Source organism: Acinetobacter pseudolwoffii (assembly GCF_002803605.1).
Lineage (GTDB): Bacteria > Pseudomonadota > Gammaproteobacteria > Pseudomonadales > Moraxellaceae > Acinetobacter > Acinetobacter pseudolwoffii.
The window spans coordinates 1-15,951 of record NZ_PHRG01000016.1; the positions used below are offsets into that span (position 1 = coordinate 1).

Genomic DNA, 15,951 nt, shown 5'->3' on the forward strand with positions numbered 1-15,951 from the left:
TCCCCCGCTCGACTTGCATGTGTTAAGCCTGCCGCCAGCGTTCAATCTGAGCCATGATCAAACTCTTCAGTTTAAAATCAGTAGTGCCTAAAGGACACCAATCTTGGCTCATCAATTTTCTGACAAATATTTCTCAAATAAACTTCGAGTCATTTCTACCATCAATCAATGAAAATAATTTCGATCGATCAACCAGTAAAAATCCACACAAGTTGTTCTTCATAATCTCTTAATGATCTTCTTGCTCTTCGTCAGAAACAAGCTACCAGGCAACTCACACAACAACCTAACTTAATCAGCTAAGTTCGTTTTGCTGTATCGCCTTGATGCAGCGTATTCTATACACTTTAGGAACAAGCGCAAGGGCTTTTCTCAAAAAGATTCAAAAAAGTGACTTGTACGTTTATTTTTTAATCTAAAATGTTATTTTTAGCCTTTTCTGAGAGATTTTCCAGATTTTTTGCATTAAAAGTATAACCAAATATAAATCTCTGCACTCTACCTATTAAAAAAGCATCAATACCATTTGATCCTTCATACTTTATCTTTTAATTCGTCTGTTCAGCCAACCAAGTCATAAATTTTTGACGTTCAGCTTTGGAGGCCTTTTGCCATAATTGAATGAGTTGTTGATCATTCTGCCCGACGAATTGAGTTTGAGGAGTGGCGACCGTAGCTACACTAGCTGCCTGAGCATATACAGGTGCTGGTTGATTAAGTGATGTTGCTGACTTGCTACTCATCTCGACTGTTTTGGTCAATACATTATTTGCAAACCATGTTCTCGCTGCATCTTTAGCGCCCGCTTGCTGAACAAGCAGCTGATTTTTTGCATCATATAAGCCAATGATGGGCTGATCCTGGTACTTTTTAGCTTCGTCAAAATTCTGAGGTGCATTAATTAACGCTAAACGATAGGTTTCACCATCTTTAAGCTCTGGAGTTTTTACAGTAAGCACTCCCGACTTTAAAATGTCATGTGAATTATCAGAGTGCTGAAAAAACTCATTATAGCGGACGCTGATATTATTCATTCCAGCATCCAGTTTATAAGTTGAATTAGAACGTAATAGACTTGATTTTATTTCCTGATTATTTACCGCAACGATCTTAATTTCTTCAGGTACTGTAATAGTCACCGCTGAAAAAACCGAGGTACTAAACAACAGTGCCGCTACAGTTGCCGCAATACGAAAATCCATATCATCTACTCATTTCAAGTTAATTATTAAAGTTGAGCTGCACTATGCCGCGTCGAAATGACAATTTTATGACAAAAACTTCTCTTATTTCACCTGAACTTTTAGCATTTATTTGACTAGCAATTTTAAATTATCTGCTATTAGCCAGTACAAATAAAAAAAGAAGCACAAAAGCACTTCTTTTTAGCTGAAACCCGATTTATGCAAAGGTTTTAAAACGCTCCGCATCATCCATAAAGGTTTTTTCGCCTGCAGGTGCTTCAATAGAACCAAAGACCAATTGCGCGCGAAGCTTCCAGTGCGATGGGACTTCAAAAGTTTGTGCAACTTCTTCATCAATAATTGGATTGTAATGCTGCAACGAGGCACCGATATTTTTCTCTGCCAAAGCTGTCCAGGTTGCAAACTGCGCAATGGCTGAAGAATGCTCTGACCAGACCGGGAAGTTATCGGCATAGAGTGCAAACTGTTCTTGCATCGATTTCACCACATTCTGGTCTTCATAAAACAATGCGGTGCCATAACCTGCTGCAAAACCATTAATTTTATTATTGGTTGCTTCAAATGCATCTGTCGAAACAAGATCACGCAAGGTTTCACGCACAATATGCCAGAAAGTATCATGTGATTGACCAAATAAAATTACCACACGAGAAGTTTGCGAGTTAAAAGATGATGGGCTGTGTTTAACTGCATCTTTAATGAGATTTTCAATTTCAGCCTGCTCCAGGCTCACATTTTTCCCAATGGTATAAATGCTTCGGCGCTGTTTGATTTGATCTAAAAATGCCATAAATTCACCTCTATGTATTTTGATTATTAAAAACTGATAAAGTCATACTACGTGTTTTGAGCACTTAAAACAGGTGCATTCCCATAACAATGTGTTTTATTTATAGAACAATCAGACTTAGATCTGAATAGAATATTTGTATTAGATTTCATTCGCAGCATCCATGCTGCTATACCGTCCTTCATCGGTTTTTAACCCAATACTTTAAAAAAGTGCTGATCTTGCTGTTCTAATTTTTCTTTTGCTGCCTGCTCAATCGAGCCAAAGCAAAGTTGGGCACGTAACAACCAGCTCTTTTCAATGTCAAAATGCTCGGCGACTAAAGTGTCGATCTGCGGATTATAATGCTGTAAAGATGCACCTAAACCCGAATCTGCCAATGCAGTCCACACGGCAAATTGCGCCATTCCTGATGTCTGTTCAGACCAGATCGGGAAATCTTCTGCATTGAGCGGCATTTTCTTTTGTAGTTGCTGAATCACGGCTTGATCTTCGTAAAATAAAATCGTGCCATATGCCGCGGCACACTGATTTAACTTGATCTCTGCACCTTCGTAAATATGTGTGGGCACATGCTGGCGCTGAACCTGTTTGACAAGTTCCCAAAACTTATAATGAGAATCCGCAAATAACACTACAATCCGCGTACTTTGGGAATTATAGGCTGAAGGACAACTGCGAACTGCTGCCTGAAGCATTTCACTCAGATACGCCTGACTATAATGTACCCGCTTGCCAAGTTCATAAATACTACGGCGCTTTTTCAACTGATCAACAAAAGTCAGTTTCAAATCATCATCAGGTTTGTTTTTTTTCGAAAATTTAAAGTCCTTGGTTATATCACTTGTTAATACCTGACCAATTTTATTTAGCAATGCCATTTCTTCCCCCCACAAAACCCAGCTAAAACAGCTCGAATAATCCCATACAAGTATAATGGCTTTATTACGGTAGATAGATCTGGTTCATATTTTCTAGCTGATTTTTAAAGCATTCAAACCCCTCAAAAACAACAAACTCCGCACTTAGCGGAGTTTGTGTGAATTATCACGCATTATTTATTTTCAGTTTCAAACAATGCAGCAACAAAAGATTTGGCAGAGAAAGGACGCAAGTCATCAATTTTCTCACCCACACCAATAAAGCGAATCGGCACATGAGTACGACTGGCAATATTAAACAGTACGCCACCTTTGGCAGTCCCATCGAGCTTGGTAATGGTCAAACCGGTTAGGCCTACCGCCTCATCAAACATTTCGACCTGGTTAATGGCATTCTGACCTGTTCCGGCATCGACAACCAACATCACTTCATGTGGTGCAGTCGCATCAATTTTCTGCATGACACGTTTTACTTTGGTCAACTCTTGCATCAAATGACCTTTGTTATGCAAACGACCAGCTGTATCAGCAATTAATACATCTACGCCTTTGGCACGCGCACTTTCAAAAGCATCGAAAATCACTGAAGCCGAGTCTGCACCATTGCCTTGAGCCACGACCGCAATATTATTACGCTCACCCCAGATCTGTAGCTGCTCCGTTGCAGCTGCACGGAAAGTATCACCTGCCGCCAGCATGACAGTCTTGCCTTCACCTTGCAGACGTTTGGCCAGTTTGCCAATCGTGGTGGTTTTACCTACACCATTTACACCGACCACTAGAATCACATAAGGCGATTTATTCGGATCAATGTGTAGCGGTTTTACCCGGGGTGCCAATAAAGCCACCAGTTCTTCCTGAAGCGCCTTATACAGTGAATGCGAGTAGATCAAGTCACCACGTTCGGTACGCTCGGTCAGGTTAGCAATGATGGTCTTGGTGGCTTCCACACCAATATCGGCCACCAGCAGCTGCTCTTCGACTTCTTCTAATAATTCATCATCAATTTCTTTACCACCGATCAGGATATTGACCATCCCATCGGCAAGGTTTTTACGGGTTTTGGTTAAACCCTCTTTCATACGGCTAAAGAAGCCACCTTTCGCCGCAGAATCTTCATTTTCAGTTTCTGTTACGACAGGTGCAGAAACTACAGCTGCTTCGCTTGGCGTTTCTACGATAGGCACATTGACCGCAGGTAAGCTCGGTAATGTGACATCATCATCTCCGATATCAGCATCAATCAAAAATTTGTTTTGCCCATTAGATTGCTGTTGCATGCCGAATCCTTGAAAAGCATTGCGTTAAAAACCCAGATTCTACCATAACTTGCCTGCTTTGCAGCTAGCAATGCAAATGCTGGACAAACATACCAAAAAGCTACAGCTCTTGGTTGCTTTCATCTCCGCATTTATTAAAAATAACCCTAAATACAAATGCCTATTTTTGGGAGATCTAGTGTCCGCCACCTTTTTGACTGTCTCCTCTTTTTCCAGAATGATTAAACAAACACTTTATCCACTTGGTGCCTTATTGCTGGGATTAAGTATTAATCAGGCCCAAGCCCAGACTCGCAGTGAATTATCACGCACCACTTTTGAAACGACTTTAAGCAATGGATTAAAAGTCATTATTCGGGAAGACCATCGTGCGCCCATGGTGATGACCCAGATCTGGTACAAAGTCGGCAGCAGTGATGAATCTGGCAATATTCTGGGGGTCTCGCATGCACTTGAACACATGATGTTCAAAGGTACGCATAAAGTTCCAAATGACGAATTTACCCGTCTGAGCCGGATTTATGGCGGTAGCATCAATGCCGCCACCTTTACCAATTACACCAATTATTATCAGCTCTATCCTAAGGCCTATTTCCCTATGGCACTGGAACTTGAATCTGACCGCATGAGCAATTTATTACTGCGGCAGCAGGACTTTGAGCCAGAAATTAAAGTGGTGATGGAAGAACGGCGCCAGCGTACCGATGACAACCCGCGCGCTCAGGCCTTTGAACGCTTTAAATGGATCAGTTATCCGACCAGCCATTATCGCCAACCGGTGATTGGACATATGAAAACTCTAAATAATATTCAGTTAAATGATATCAAAAAATGGTATCGGGACTGGTATAGCCCGAATAATGCCATTCTGGTAATTGTCGGAAATGTGGAATCGGAAGCGGCTTTAGCGCAAGTGCAAAAATATTTTGGAGATATTCCTGCGCGTCCAACACCGCCACGTAATGATGTACTGGAGTTTGAGCGCTTAGGCTATCGGCATATGGAAATTAACAGCAATGTTCAGGTGCCCAATCTGTACATGACCTGGAATGTAAAATCCCTCAGTACTGCCAAAAACCCACAAGATGCGTATGCCTTGACCATTATTCGTAGCCTTTTGGACAGCGGTATATCTTCACGCCTGCAAGACCGTCTGGTGCGTGATCGTAAAATTCTGACCTCTGTCAGCGCTTCTTATGATCCTTATAATCGTGGTGACAGCCTGTTTGGCATTTCTGCCTTACCTGCGCCAGGCGTATCTTTGCAAGAGGCACAACAAGCGATTCAGGATGAAGTGGATTTACTCAAAACCACCGCCATGACCCAACAGGAAGTAGATCGTATCAGCACCCGCTTTATCTCCAGTTTGATTTATAGTCAGGATGATATTGCCGGCCAGGCCAAAATGATTGGCAATATGGAAGTCAATGGACTGAGTTATCGGCTGATGGATGAACTACCCAAGCATTTTGAAAGTGTCAGCGTTCAGGATATCCAGCGTGTCGCTAATGCCTATTTCGTCCGAGACAATCTCAGCACACTTTATCTCTCACCTGAACAAAAAGCCCAATAATGGGGATTGCAATGCGTCATCATCTTCGCCCTTTTTTACTTATTTTTATTTTAAGTTTTGCTTCTGCTGTTCATGCAGAAAATTATCTGGACCCTCAACCCGATCAAAACGATAATCCGAGTCAGTTACAGTCTATCCCTCTGTTGCAAAGCCTGAAAAATCTCAATCCGCAGCGTGAATTTCAGGCACCGTATATTCACGACCTGAACAATCGCTATCAGGTACGTACGCTATTTGTTGAAACCCAAGATCTTCCAATGGTGGATATCCAGCTGACCTTTAATGCCGGCTCGGCACGTGATCAAGAAATTACTAAAGGACTCTATGGCCTGTCCAGCATGGCAGCCAGGCTGATGCGTGAAGGCACAGACAGATATAGTGCGAATCAGGTGGCGGCAATTTTTGACCAAGCCGGCGCACAATTTAGCGTACAGGCCTATCGAGACATGTTTGTGGTTCGGCTGCGTACGCTTTCAGATCCAAATAAATTGGAACCGGCACTCGGAATGATGATGGAAGTTCTAAAGAATGCGTCATTTAAACCCTCCAGTATTAATCTGGCTTTAAGCAATACCCAAGTGGGACAAAAGCAATTACAGGAAAATCCAAGCCGGCTGATGGATATTCGTTTTTATCGTACTCTATATGGTCAGCATCCTTATGCAGAACCAATTAGTGGCACCCAAGGCAGTACCAAGAAAATTAATGCCGAATTATTAAAACAATTCCGTGATCAGTTTCTGGTGGCGCAAAATATGAATATTGCTATTACCGGTAAACTCAGCCCCAAACAGGCGCTGGAACTGTCAGAACGGATTGCCGGCAATTTAACTCAAGGTCAAAAAGCAGCTGCATTACCACCGCCTGAAATTAAATCTGGTTTTGAAGTGGTGCATTTACCTTATAACTCGTCTCAGGCGCATGTCACTTTTGGACATATAGGGCCATCACGCTTTACTGAAGATCGACTGGCCCTAGAAGTCGCCAACCGCATGTTTGGCGGGAGTGGATTTAATGCGGTACTCATGCAGGAACTGCGGGTCAAACGTGGTTTTAGCTACGGCGCTTATAGCTCATTCAGCTTTAGTCAGGCACCCGGAGTATTCAGCTTTAAATATTCTACACGGCAGGATCAGCTACTAGAGAGTATTCAGGTTGCACATCAGGCATTTATCAATTTTGTCAGCCAACCGATTGACACTCAACGTCTGAAAGAAACCAAAGCAGGCATGCTGCGCGCCTTCCCTAACAATTACAGCAGCAATGCCACCATTAATGCCCAGTTAGGCAATATGGGCTTTTATAGTGAGCAAAATGATTATTTATCCAGTTATCCGGAACGTCTGGCCAGAATTAGCGCAAAGGATGTGCAAAATGCAATACGCAAACATTTACATCCAGACCGCCTAACGCTGGTCGTGGTCAATAAAGAACTGGATAAAGATGCCTTGAAAATGCGCTTGGAGCAGAATTTAATGGATGCCAATTTCAATTTGCCAGCAAACCCTGTGCCTAAGGCATCTCCACCGAGAGCGGTGGCAGCTGACGCGCCCGCAAAGACTCCTGCTGATAAGCCTGCATCAATTTAAGATACTGCCCACGACGGATGTGCTGCTGCTCTAACAGAGCCAGTGCCAGATCCTGAGTTTGGGGCAAATTTTGCTGTTCAGAAAGTTGCCGAATCTGGGTGATTTGAGAGATGCTAAGCGGACGATAGAGAGCCAATGCGGCTAAAAATAAAATTACCACAACCATAAAAATGACAACAATATTATAAATCTGTTCCAGCTTGATTCTGCTGAACCATTGAATTAACTTTTCTGTATCTATAGACATACACTACCTCAAGTTAAAGGTAGTGTATGGTTAGGCTTATATAAGTTCAAGTCAGTAGCGCCATATTTAGCAGGGCTAAAATCCACGACTCTGCGGATTAGCTCATCATTCTGCTCAGAATAGTTGAATAGAGCACCAATGCTACAATCACCAATACCAGTGCAACAGCAAATTTACTTAACCCCGCTTCTGCTTCAGGGGGATGCAGGCGATCTTCATCTGCAATTCGAACCAACTCGCCATTATAGAGTTTATAGAACTGCTCACGCTGATTGACATCCAGAGCACGGGTAAAGTCATACACCTCTTTACGTTGTGCCAGTCCATAATTACCCAGATGCGTATATTTACTAAATATAGCGTCATCCAGTTTCTTGCGATGCAAATGTGCAAGTTCCAGGATTTGCCCAGCAGTTGGTGGCATATCAAAGTTCACACCATCTAAAGTTCTTGTCATCATGGCTTTCTCCTTATTGTTTGATCTCTATTTACAATTTATCTTAATAATATTTATAAGTGTGTATAGTTTAGTCATGTAAACTATAACTAAAGTAAACGAATAAAATCGAATAGTTGACTTTTCCATTATTTTGTAATATTAGTTTAACAATACTAAGTTATATTTGTATTTAGACTGATTAGTCTGTCCTGTAATCATAATTAAAATTAAGGAGTTTTTATATGATACAACAACTCTCTCAACACGATCTGGAACATCTGTATGCAGATGCCGTGAATACCATCCAATCCCAAATGAACTTTGTGGATGCGGTAAAACAGCTTGAAGATGCAGCTCGTGCAGGTCATGGTAAAGCAGCGCTTTTTTTAGCAGAACTTTATTATCAAGGTTTCCGTGTAGAACGGGATTCACTCAAAGCGCAGTACTGGCAGAACATGGCCACCCTGCAAGCATAATGAAACGTCACCTAGGTGGCGTTTTTTTCAGCCTTTTTTCGATAAATAGCAATAAATACATATTTTCTTACCAATCCTTGCAAAGCTGAAACAGTAATTACTTATAAAGTTCCTAGAATAGGGTCTGACATCCAATAGCACTTTATTCTAATGAAACCACGAAAAATTATTCAAATTGATCCGATCTGTAAAGCATCCCTTTTCAAGATCACCATGCTGAAATCTTTAAGGAATTGTGGCGAGCTATGGGGCGCATATCATAAAGGCTGGGCAATGATGCGTGATCAGGAAGACTGTATTTTCCCGTTTTGGCTAAATCCTCTCGATGCCAAAAATTATGCCCAGCAACATTGGCCTGATTATGCTCCGCGTAAAATCAATTCTGAAGATTTTGAAAATGCATTATTGCCGACCTTGTCGCGCCTGAATGTCACCCCAGCCCTGTGCAATACCAATGGCACCAGACTTAAACTGAGCACTGCACAGATGCGTCACCTATTTTTTTCACAACAAAGACTGCACATTGCGTAAATAACATGCTATTTATAAAGACTAAAACCTAAACACTTAGAGATGTTCAGGTTGAAGGCATACTCTAGGATTAATAATAAATTGACCAGTAAGGATGATGAAGCATGACCAATGTGGCACAGGTGCTGAATGAAAAAATGCATCAAGCTATTTATACCATCCGTCCAGATTCTACTGTTTTAGAGGCCATCACCTTGATGGCTGATAAAGGAATCGGGGCACTTGTGGTAACGCATGAAGATAACGTGGTAGGGATTTTGTCAGAGCGGGATTACACTCGTAAAATCGCCCTGATGCAAAGAACCTCTTTCGATACCACAGTCAATGAAATCATGACCTCTAAAGTGATTACCGTAAATACCTCGACGACTGTAGAAGACTGTTTAGCCTTAATGACTGAGCGCCATCTACGGCATCTGCCAGTGGTAGAAGATGAAAAACTGCTTGGTCTGATTTCAATCGGAGATTTGGTCAAAGCAGCAATGGATGACCAACGCAAACTGATTGATCAATTACAGCAATATATTTCAGGTTAAAAGCATCTCTGGCTTTCTCTCCAATATTTGAAGCGCATTTAAATAACTGAAGATCAAGCTTCGATTGAATGTATAAAAAATCCCGGTACATGACCGGGATTTTTATATCAATATTGTCAGCGAACTTAATTTAAACCCAGTTTCTCTGCCACATAATCTGAGTCTTTATCACCACGCCCAGAAAGATTGACCACGATTTTGACTTCTTTTGGCAACTTACCCGCCTCACGAATCGCCCAAGCGACTGCATGTGAACTTTCTAATGCCGGCACAATACCTTCGACACGTGACAAGGTCATGAAAGCATCCAGACATTCCTGATCGGTCGCTGTGGTGTATTCAACCCGACCTAAGTCTTTAAGCAAACTATGCTGCGGACCCACCCCTGGATAATCCAGACCTGATGCGATCGAATGAACCGGCAAAGGTTCGCCCTGTTCATCTTCCAGAACATAACAGGCCATACCATGTAATTGACTTGGTTTACCCAAAGTTAAAGTCGCCGAATGCATATCGGTGTCCAAACCATGACCTGCCGGCTCTACACCGACCAATTTCACATCTAGTTCATTCAAAAATGCCGTGAATGCCCCCACTGCATTTGAACCACCACCCACACAGGCAACGACATAGTCAGGATTTGCACCAAAACGCTCATTGGTTTGAACCTTGATTTCATCACCAATAATGGACTGGAAATCACGCACCATCATTGGAAATGGATGTGGACCGACCACTGAACCAATCGCATAGATAAAGTTTTTTGGATCTTTTAAATATTCTTCGAAGGCACTGTCAACTGCATCTTTCAACGTTGCCGTTCCACGCGTAACGGAAATCAGCTTAGCACCCAGAATCTTCATTTTCACGACATTTGGATGTTCTTTTTCGATATCCACCTGGCCCATATGAATTTCACAGGGAATACCAACCAAGGCACAGGCCGTTGCCAATGCTACTCCATGCTGCCCCGCACCCGTTTCTGCAATGACTTTGGTTTTGCCCATGTATTTGGCCAGCAAAGCTTCACCGAGACAGTGATTGATCTTGTGTGCACCTGTATGATTTAAATCTTCACGTTTTAAGTAAATCTGTGCGCCGCCCAATTTTTCAGACAGACGTTTGGCATGAAATAGTGGACTCGGGCGACCGACATAGTGGGCAAACAAGTCTTTCAGCTCGTTTTGAAATTCCGGAGTATGGCGAATTTCCTGATATGCAACATTAATATCATCCATCGCCTGTTTAAGATCAGGCGGAATGAACTGACCGCCATAATTACCAAAGAAACCTGCTTCATTCGGTAATGCAATACCATTAATTTGATGATCCATAGCGATCCCTGAAAACTGGATTTAAAATAGAAATTGTGACTTCATCTTAAAGCGATTTTCATTAAAGCACTAATAACAATAGATAAAGTCACTGATAGAAAAATGGAATTAACGTGCCAAATATTTGGTCATATCCTCTATGCCTTTTAAGGTCATTGGAAACATATGGTTCTCAAAGATTTGCTTAATCAAACCAATGCTATGCGTGTAATGCCAATAATTTTCTTCTTCGGGATTGAGCCATGCGGTTTTATCAAAATGCTGACGTAGACGCTGCAACCAGACCTGTCCTGCTTCATCATTCATATATTCAACCGAACCACCGACCGAGGTGATTTCATAAGGCGCCATACTGGCATCACCAACCACAATCACCCGGTAATCACGGCCATAGGTATTGAATAAATCCCAGGTATTCATGCGCGAGCTGGAACGGCGGATATTGTCTTTCCAGACATAGTCATACAGGCAGTTATGGAAATAAAAATAGTCCAGGGTTTTAAATTCGGTTTTGGCTGCGCTAAACAGCTTTTCACACTGGGCAATATGCGAGTCCATCGAACCGCCGACATCAAACAGCATCAAGACTTTAATGCGGTTACGGCGTTCAGGCACCAGCTGTACGTCTAAAATACCCTGCTTGGCGGTTTCACGAATCGTGCCATCGATATCCAGCTCTTCGGCTGCTCCTTGACGCGCGAATTTACGCAAACGGCGCAGTGCCATTTGCATCTGGCGACTTCCCAGAATCTGCTCATCATCGAGGTTGCGATATTGACGCTGCTCCCAGACTTTTACCGCAGAGCGTTTCCGTCCCGGCCCACCAATACGCACCCCTTCCGGATGATCGCCATAGGCACCGAAAGGCGAAGTGCCGCCGGTACCAATCATCTTGTTGCCACCCTGATGTTTTTTATGCTGTTCGCGCAAGCGCTCTTCCAGCATTTTCATCAGCTCTTCTAATGATCCGGCTTTTTTCAGCTCTTCGCGCTGTTCAGGAGTCAAATGCTTTTCAAGCAGTTCAAGATCGAACCAGTCTTTGGGCAGCTTATGCACCTGATTCAGCAGTTCATCCAGATCAAAGGTCGCGATACCATCAAAATAGTCTTTCATGGCGCGATCGAATTTGTCGAAATAGCGCTCATCCTTAACCATTACAGTTTTGGCCAGCTGATAGAACTCATCCTGATCGGCAAAGACCAGTCCAGCCGCAACCGCCTGATTCAAATCGATCAGCTCACGGGTTGAGACCGGTACGCCGTATTTGCGTAAGGTATAAAACAGTCGCACAAACATGCGTGTTTCTCCCTTAACGACGTGACATAAAGGCTAGACGTTCAAGCAACTGTACATCTTGCTCATTTTTGATCAAGGCGCCGTACAAGGGTGGAATCGCTTTGGATTTATCAGTATTGCGCAAAATATCTTCCGGCATGTCGTCAGCCATGAGCAGGCTGAGCCAGTCAATCAGCTCAGATGTTGATGGTGGTTTTTTCACACCCGGAATCTGGCGCAATTTAAAGAAAACCTGCAAGGCTTCATTGACCAATGTGGCAGAGATATTCTCGAAATGTACATCGATGATTTCGCGCATGGTCGCTTCATCCGGAAATTCGATATAGTGGAAGAAACAACGGCGCAGGAATGCATCGGGCAATTCTTTTTCATTATTTGAGGTAATGATGACGATTGGACGCTGGGTTGCGGTAATGGTTTCCCCGGTCTCGTACACATAGAACGACATTTTATCGAGTTCATGTAGCAAGTCATTCGGAAACTCGATGTCTGCCTTATCAATTTCATCAATCAGCAAGACACAACGTTCTTCGCTGGTAAATGCTTCCCACAGTTTACCCGGCTTGATGTAGTTCTTGATGTCATAGACACGGTCATCACCAAGCTGACTATCACGCAGGCGCGACACCGCATCGTATTCATACAGGCCTTGCTGTGCCTTGGTGGTGGACTTGATATGCCAGGTGATCAGTCTTAGGCCCAGACTTTCTGCTACCTGCTCAGCCAATAAAGTTTTCCCTGTACCAGGCTCACCTTTGACCAATAACGGCTTTTGTAAACTACGGGCAGCTTTAACCGCCAATTTTAAACTGTCAGTCGCAATGTACTGAGCTGTACCTGAAAATTGTTGATGATCAGCAGACATGATTTAACCTTATTTTTTTACTTACAACGGTGAACTTTTCTTGTGAACACGAAGATTGCCCTTGTTCGACACATAGGTCGACCAGCAATAGCCAATCACAGATCCAATCCCAATGACAAATAAAATAAGTGACGCATTAATCCAAATCAGAGCTTGCTCTTTGGTCAACACACCAAACAGCAAGCCAAAGATTGCAGGTGCGATAGAGGCATTCGGCCCCTCGGATACCGTCGGTGTCAATAGAATGGCAAAGCCTAAAATCCACAAAAAACCACCCAGTGGCTTAGGCAGGCGCCTGGTTACGCCATACCAGCACCATAAAGCAATCAGGCTGCCCAGCAGATAAACCGCAACAGCAATGCTCTGTTCAGGAATTGAGTCTAAGACAGCAACATAACCATTCATTTCACAACTCCTGAATTAACATTAAGCGCCACGCAATCCTTCTGGAGCGACTGCATTCGGATCAATCAAGCCTTCTGGCGGCATTTGCAAAAAGAAACCACGTGTAGCAATAGAATCCATCACATGCAATACATTGGCACGTGCCAGTTTACGCGATTCGCTCAGTTCAAGATGCATGACAAAAGTCGCACGTCCAAATGCGGCTTGTACGGGCTCAGACAATACGCTGAGTGGCTCGAATGTTTCAGCTTCGCTTTCATCCGCAGGATGCGCCACATACAGATACATTTCACTTTTTTTGCTGGATTTGTAGATAGACACTTGCATGTTTCAAACGACTTTTCTGGAAAAACATCCGCAAGGATACATCAAAAAAAAGACAGAAACATTAGCCACGTCTCATGCATCAGTCGTGATTTTGTATAATTGCTCTATCTTTAACCAATCCTGCAAGCGATCACTCGCTGACTTTCATCTGGGTCGATAAATAAGATTCATCTTGATGCAGCACCTGAATCAGTGGCTGGGTTAACAGTTCATAGCGCCAGCCCAGCAGATAATCCGGCAGATCCTGCTCATCCTTCTGAAAGACCACATGCTGATACAAGGCATTCAGCCATTTTTTACGCATCAGCACTTCTTTTGGAATTGAAGTTTCATCGACTACATTTTGAATGATGTTATCGATCTTTTCGCCGATATCTTTGGAGGAATGACGGATTGGACGCGCCAGACGTAACGGCCAGCTTTCCGGTTCCGGCAAGAATTTCAATAAATCTAAAATAGTTTTACCATGTTCACGAACCACATTTGAACGGATATCTTTGACTTGACTCAACTGGAAGTTATTGCGCGGGAACTTCTCGACCAGATCAATCATACTGACATTCTTTAAGATAAAACTACGTGGCTGATTCAGTGCTTTGGCAATCTGATCGCGCCAGACCATCAATTGCTGTAATTGCATCAGCTGACGGCGTGAATGGCGATAATTCCCCACATCCTGATATAACAAGGCCGTTGGTGTATCTTCACCAATTTCCTGAGTCAAGAAACGACAGTCTTGCAAGGCAAAATCCAGTAGGTATTTCGTATCCAGCTCTTGTTTGATTTTGTCAGACAGCTTGACCAGATAATGCACATCATTGGCCGCATAAAGTAATTGTTCTGAACTTAAAGGACGTGCCAGCCAGTTAGAACGGGTCTGGTCTTTTTCGATATCGACTTCCAGCATCTGTTTGAGCGCATTCTGATAGCTGACTTGCAGACCATGCCCCAGAAAAGACATACCGACCTGGGTATCAAACACATTGGTCAGTGATTTCTTTTGGGTATAGTGATAAAGCAGATCTATATCTTCGCTACAAGCATGAAAAATATTCTGCTGGGCGTTAAAAACTTTATTGAAGAACTCAGTCAGATCCAGGGTGGTTCCATCCAGCAAATAGACCTTGTTGTCTACATTGATCTGAAACACACCCAGTTTCGGCCACAAAGTATCGACCTTGATAAATTCGGTATCCAGCCCGTAAACAGAACTCTGATCCATCAGGTTCAGCACAGGGTATAAATCGTTTTGATGTTGAATAAATTGAAACATAAAGACTGAGTCTAAAATTAGATTCTCGATAGATCCATATTAACTGATCTATAGAATTTTTGTATAAAAAATAACGCTGATTCTGCTCTATCTAGCAAAAACACCCCTTATTTATTAGGCTCTAGATTTTAAATAATATCTTTTTTATATTAAAACTAACAAGATTTTTAAGTCTATCTTACTTCATGCGCATCCGGTTATGTACGGCCTGACTCAAGGTATGACTATCGACATATTCCAGTTCACCACCCTGTGGTACACCTTGGGCAATTCGAGTCATCTGGATCGGCAAATGCTTGCTGGCTTCCACCAGATAATGTGCCGTGGCCTGACCTTCTACCGTCGCATTAGTAGCGAGAATGACTTCCTTCACCTGACCATTGGCCAAACGGTGCAACAAATACGGAATGCCAATTTCTTCAGGACCAATCCCATCGAGCGGTGACAAATGCCCGCCCAGTACATGGTATTTCCCTCTAAAGCTGCCACTTTGCTCAATCGCCATAACATCTGCAGGTGATTCCACCACACAGAGCAATTCATCATCACGATCTAGCGACGTACAGATATTGCACACTTCATCTTCAGTCAATGAATGACAGACTGAGCATTCATGAATGTAGTTGGTCGCCTCAGTCAACGCATGCGCCAGACCAATTGCACCTTCACGATTTTTCATGATCATATGCAATGCCATACGTTGAGCCGATTTCGGCCCAACGCTTGGCAAAATGCGTAATGCTTGAACCAGTTGATCAAAACGATCACTAAACATTGCGCATTCTTCCTTAGAACATACCTGCCAGACCCGGTGGTAAACCCATACCCGAGTTTGCTGCTTTCATTCTTTCATCAGAGACCAATTCTGCCTGACGTGCTGCATCATTCATTGCAGCTGCAATCA

18 protein-coding genes, 1 rRNA gene and 1 pseudogene are annotated in these 15,951 nt (G+C 42.9%); 5 read left to right on the top strand and 15 right to left on the bottom strand.

The window, feature by feature from the left end:
- From CWI32_RS15270 to ftsY, 5 genes are all read right to left on the bottom strand, one after another.
- Positions 1-73, bottom strand: a 16S ribosomal RNA gene (locus CWI32_RS15270); the annotation flags it as partial.
- Between the two features lie 475 nt (positions 74-548).
- Entirely contained in the window at positions 549-1,202 is a 654-nt protein-coding gene (locus tag CWI32_RS14440) for a DUF2057 domain-containing protein (protein WP_074383185.1), read from the bottom strand.
- A gap of 199 nt (positions 1,203-1,401) precedes the next feature.
- Entirely contained in the window at positions 1,402-1,995 is a 594-nt protein-coding gene (locus CWI32_RS14445) for a nitroreductase family protein (protein WP_005097059.1), read from the bottom strand.
- A 191-nt stretch (positions 1,996-2,186) separates the two neighbouring features.
- Positions 2,187-2,876 carry a nitroreductase family protein gene (locus CWI32_RS14450; RefSeq protein ID WP_005097060.1) on the bottom strand — a complete coding sequence of 230 codons (690 nt, stop codon included), beginning with the start codon at positions 2,874-2,876 and terminating at the stop codon, positions 2,187-2,189.
- 173 nt (positions 2,877-3,049) lie between these two features.
- A complete protein-coding gene (ftsY, locus tag CWI32_RS14455; protein WP_005097061.1) occupies positions 3,050-4,156 on the bottom strand; it encodes a signal recognition particle-docking protein FtsY in 1,107 nt (368 codons plus the stop codon).
- Between the two features lie 178 nt (positions 4,157-4,334).
- On the opposite strand from ftsY, the gene CWI32_RS14460 reads away from it, so the two are divergent.
- Both CWI32_RS14460 and CWI32_RS14465 read left to right on the top strand, forming a co-directional pair.
- Positions 4,335-5,729, top strand: a complete 1,395-nt coding sequence (locus tag CWI32_RS14460; protein ID WP_100535611.1) for a M16 family metallopeptidase — start codon at positions 4,335-4,337, stop codon at positions 5,727-5,729.
- A gap of 11 nt (positions 5,730-5,740) precedes the next feature.
- Positions 5,741-7,318: a M16 family metallopeptidase gene (locus CWI32_RS14465; protein WP_100535612.1), complete on the top strand. Its 1,578-nt coding sequence runs from the start codon at positions 5,741-5,743 to the stop codon at positions 7,316-7,318.
- Here CWI32_RS14465 and CWI32_RS14470 read toward each other — a convergent pair.
- Together CWI32_RS14470 and CWI32_RS14475 are read right to left on the bottom strand one after the other, a co-directional pair.
- Positions 7,242-7,565, bottom strand: a complete 324-nt coding sequence (locus CWI32_RS14470) for a hypothetical protein (RefSeq protein WP_005097067.1) — start codon at positions 7,563-7,565, stop codon at positions 7,242-7,244. The two genes, CWI32_RS14465 and CWI32_RS14470, sit on opposite strands and share 77 nt — an antisense overlap.
- A gap of 97 nt (positions 7,566-7,662) precedes the next feature.
- Entirely contained in the window at positions 7,663-8,022 is a 360-nt protein-coding gene (locus tag CWI32_RS14475) for a hypothetical protein (protein WP_035337940.1), read from the bottom strand.
- Positions 8,023-8,246: 224 nt separating this feature from the next.
- On the opposite strand from CWI32_RS14475, the gene CWI32_RS14480 reads away from it, so the two are divergent.
- The 3 genes from CWI32_RS14480 (at position 8,247) to CWI32_RS14490 (ending at position 9,547) form a co-directional block, all read left to right on the top strand.
- Entirely contained in the window at positions 8,247-8,480 is a 234-nt protein-coding gene (locus CWI32_RS14480) for an SEL1-like repeat protein (RefSeq protein WP_005097069.1), read from the top strand.
- Positions 8,481-8,630: 150 nt separating this feature from the next.
- Positions 8,631-9,011 carry a DUF2750 domain-containing protein gene (locus tag CWI32_RS14485; RefSeq protein ID WP_074383188.1) on the top strand — a complete coding sequence of 127 codons (381 nt, stop codon included), beginning with the start codon at positions 8,631-8,633 and terminating at the stop codon, positions 9,009-9,011.
- Between the two features lie 104 nt (positions 9,012-9,115).
- Positions 9,116-9,547, top strand: a complete 432-nt coding sequence (locus CWI32_RS14490) for a CBS domain-containing protein (protein WP_005097071.1) — start codon at positions 9,116-9,118, stop codon at positions 9,545-9,547.
- Between the two features lie 125 nt (positions 9,548-9,672).
- On the opposite strand, the gene trpB is transcribed toward CWI32_RS14490, so the two are convergent.
- The 8 genes and pseudogenes from trpB to CWI32_RS14530 all read right to left on the bottom strand — a co-directional run.
- Entirely contained in the window at positions 9,673-10,881 is a 1,209-nt protein-coding gene (gene trpB, locus CWI32_RS14495; protein WP_005097072.1) for a tryptophan synthase subunit beta, read from the bottom strand.
- A gap of 108 nt (positions 10,882-10,989) precedes the next feature.
- Positions 10,990-12,177, bottom strand: coding sequence for a vWA domain-containing protein (locus CWI32_RS14500; RefSeq protein WP_100535609.1), 1,188 nt, complete (start codon positions 12,175-12,177; stop codon positions 10,990-10,992).
- 13 nt (positions 12,178-12,190) lie between these two features.
- The gene (locus CWI32_RS14505; protein ID WP_005170644.1) at positions 12,191-13,042 is read right to left on the bottom strand and encodes an AAA family ATPase; all 852 of its coding nucleotides are present in this window, start codon (positions 13,040-13,042) and stop codon (positions 12,191-12,193) included.
- Between the two features lie 21 nt (positions 13,043-13,063).
- Positions 13,064-13,447, bottom strand: a complete 384-nt coding sequence (locus CWI32_RS14510) for a hypothetical protein (protein WP_005170643.1) — start codon at positions 13,445-13,447, stop codon at positions 13,064-13,066.
- 21 nt (positions 13,448-13,468) lie between these two features.
- The gene (locus CWI32_RS14515; protein ID WP_100535610.1) at positions 13,469-13,774 is read right to left on the bottom strand and encodes a YcgL domain-containing protein; all 306 of its coding nucleotides are present in this window, start codon (positions 13,772-13,774) and stop codon (positions 13,469-13,471) included.
- 130 nt (positions 13,775-13,904) lie between these two features.
- Positions 13,905-15,047: a ribonuclease D gene (locus CWI32_RS14520; RefSeq protein WP_074383191.1), complete on the bottom strand. Its 1,143-nt coding sequence runs from the start codon at positions 15,045-15,047 to the stop codon at positions 13,905-13,907.
- 178 nt (positions 15,048-15,225) lie between these two features.
- Positions 15,226-15,822: a recombination mediator RecR gene (recR, locus tag CWI32_RS14525; protein WP_004278698.1), complete on the bottom strand. Its 597-nt coding sequence runs from the start codon at positions 15,820-15,822 to the stop codon at positions 15,226-15,228.
- A gap of 13 nt (positions 15,823-15,835) precedes the next feature.
- A pseudogene (locus tag CWI32_RS14530) lies at positions 15,836-15,951 on the bottom strand (YbaB/EbfC family nucleoid-associated protein); the annotation flags it as partial.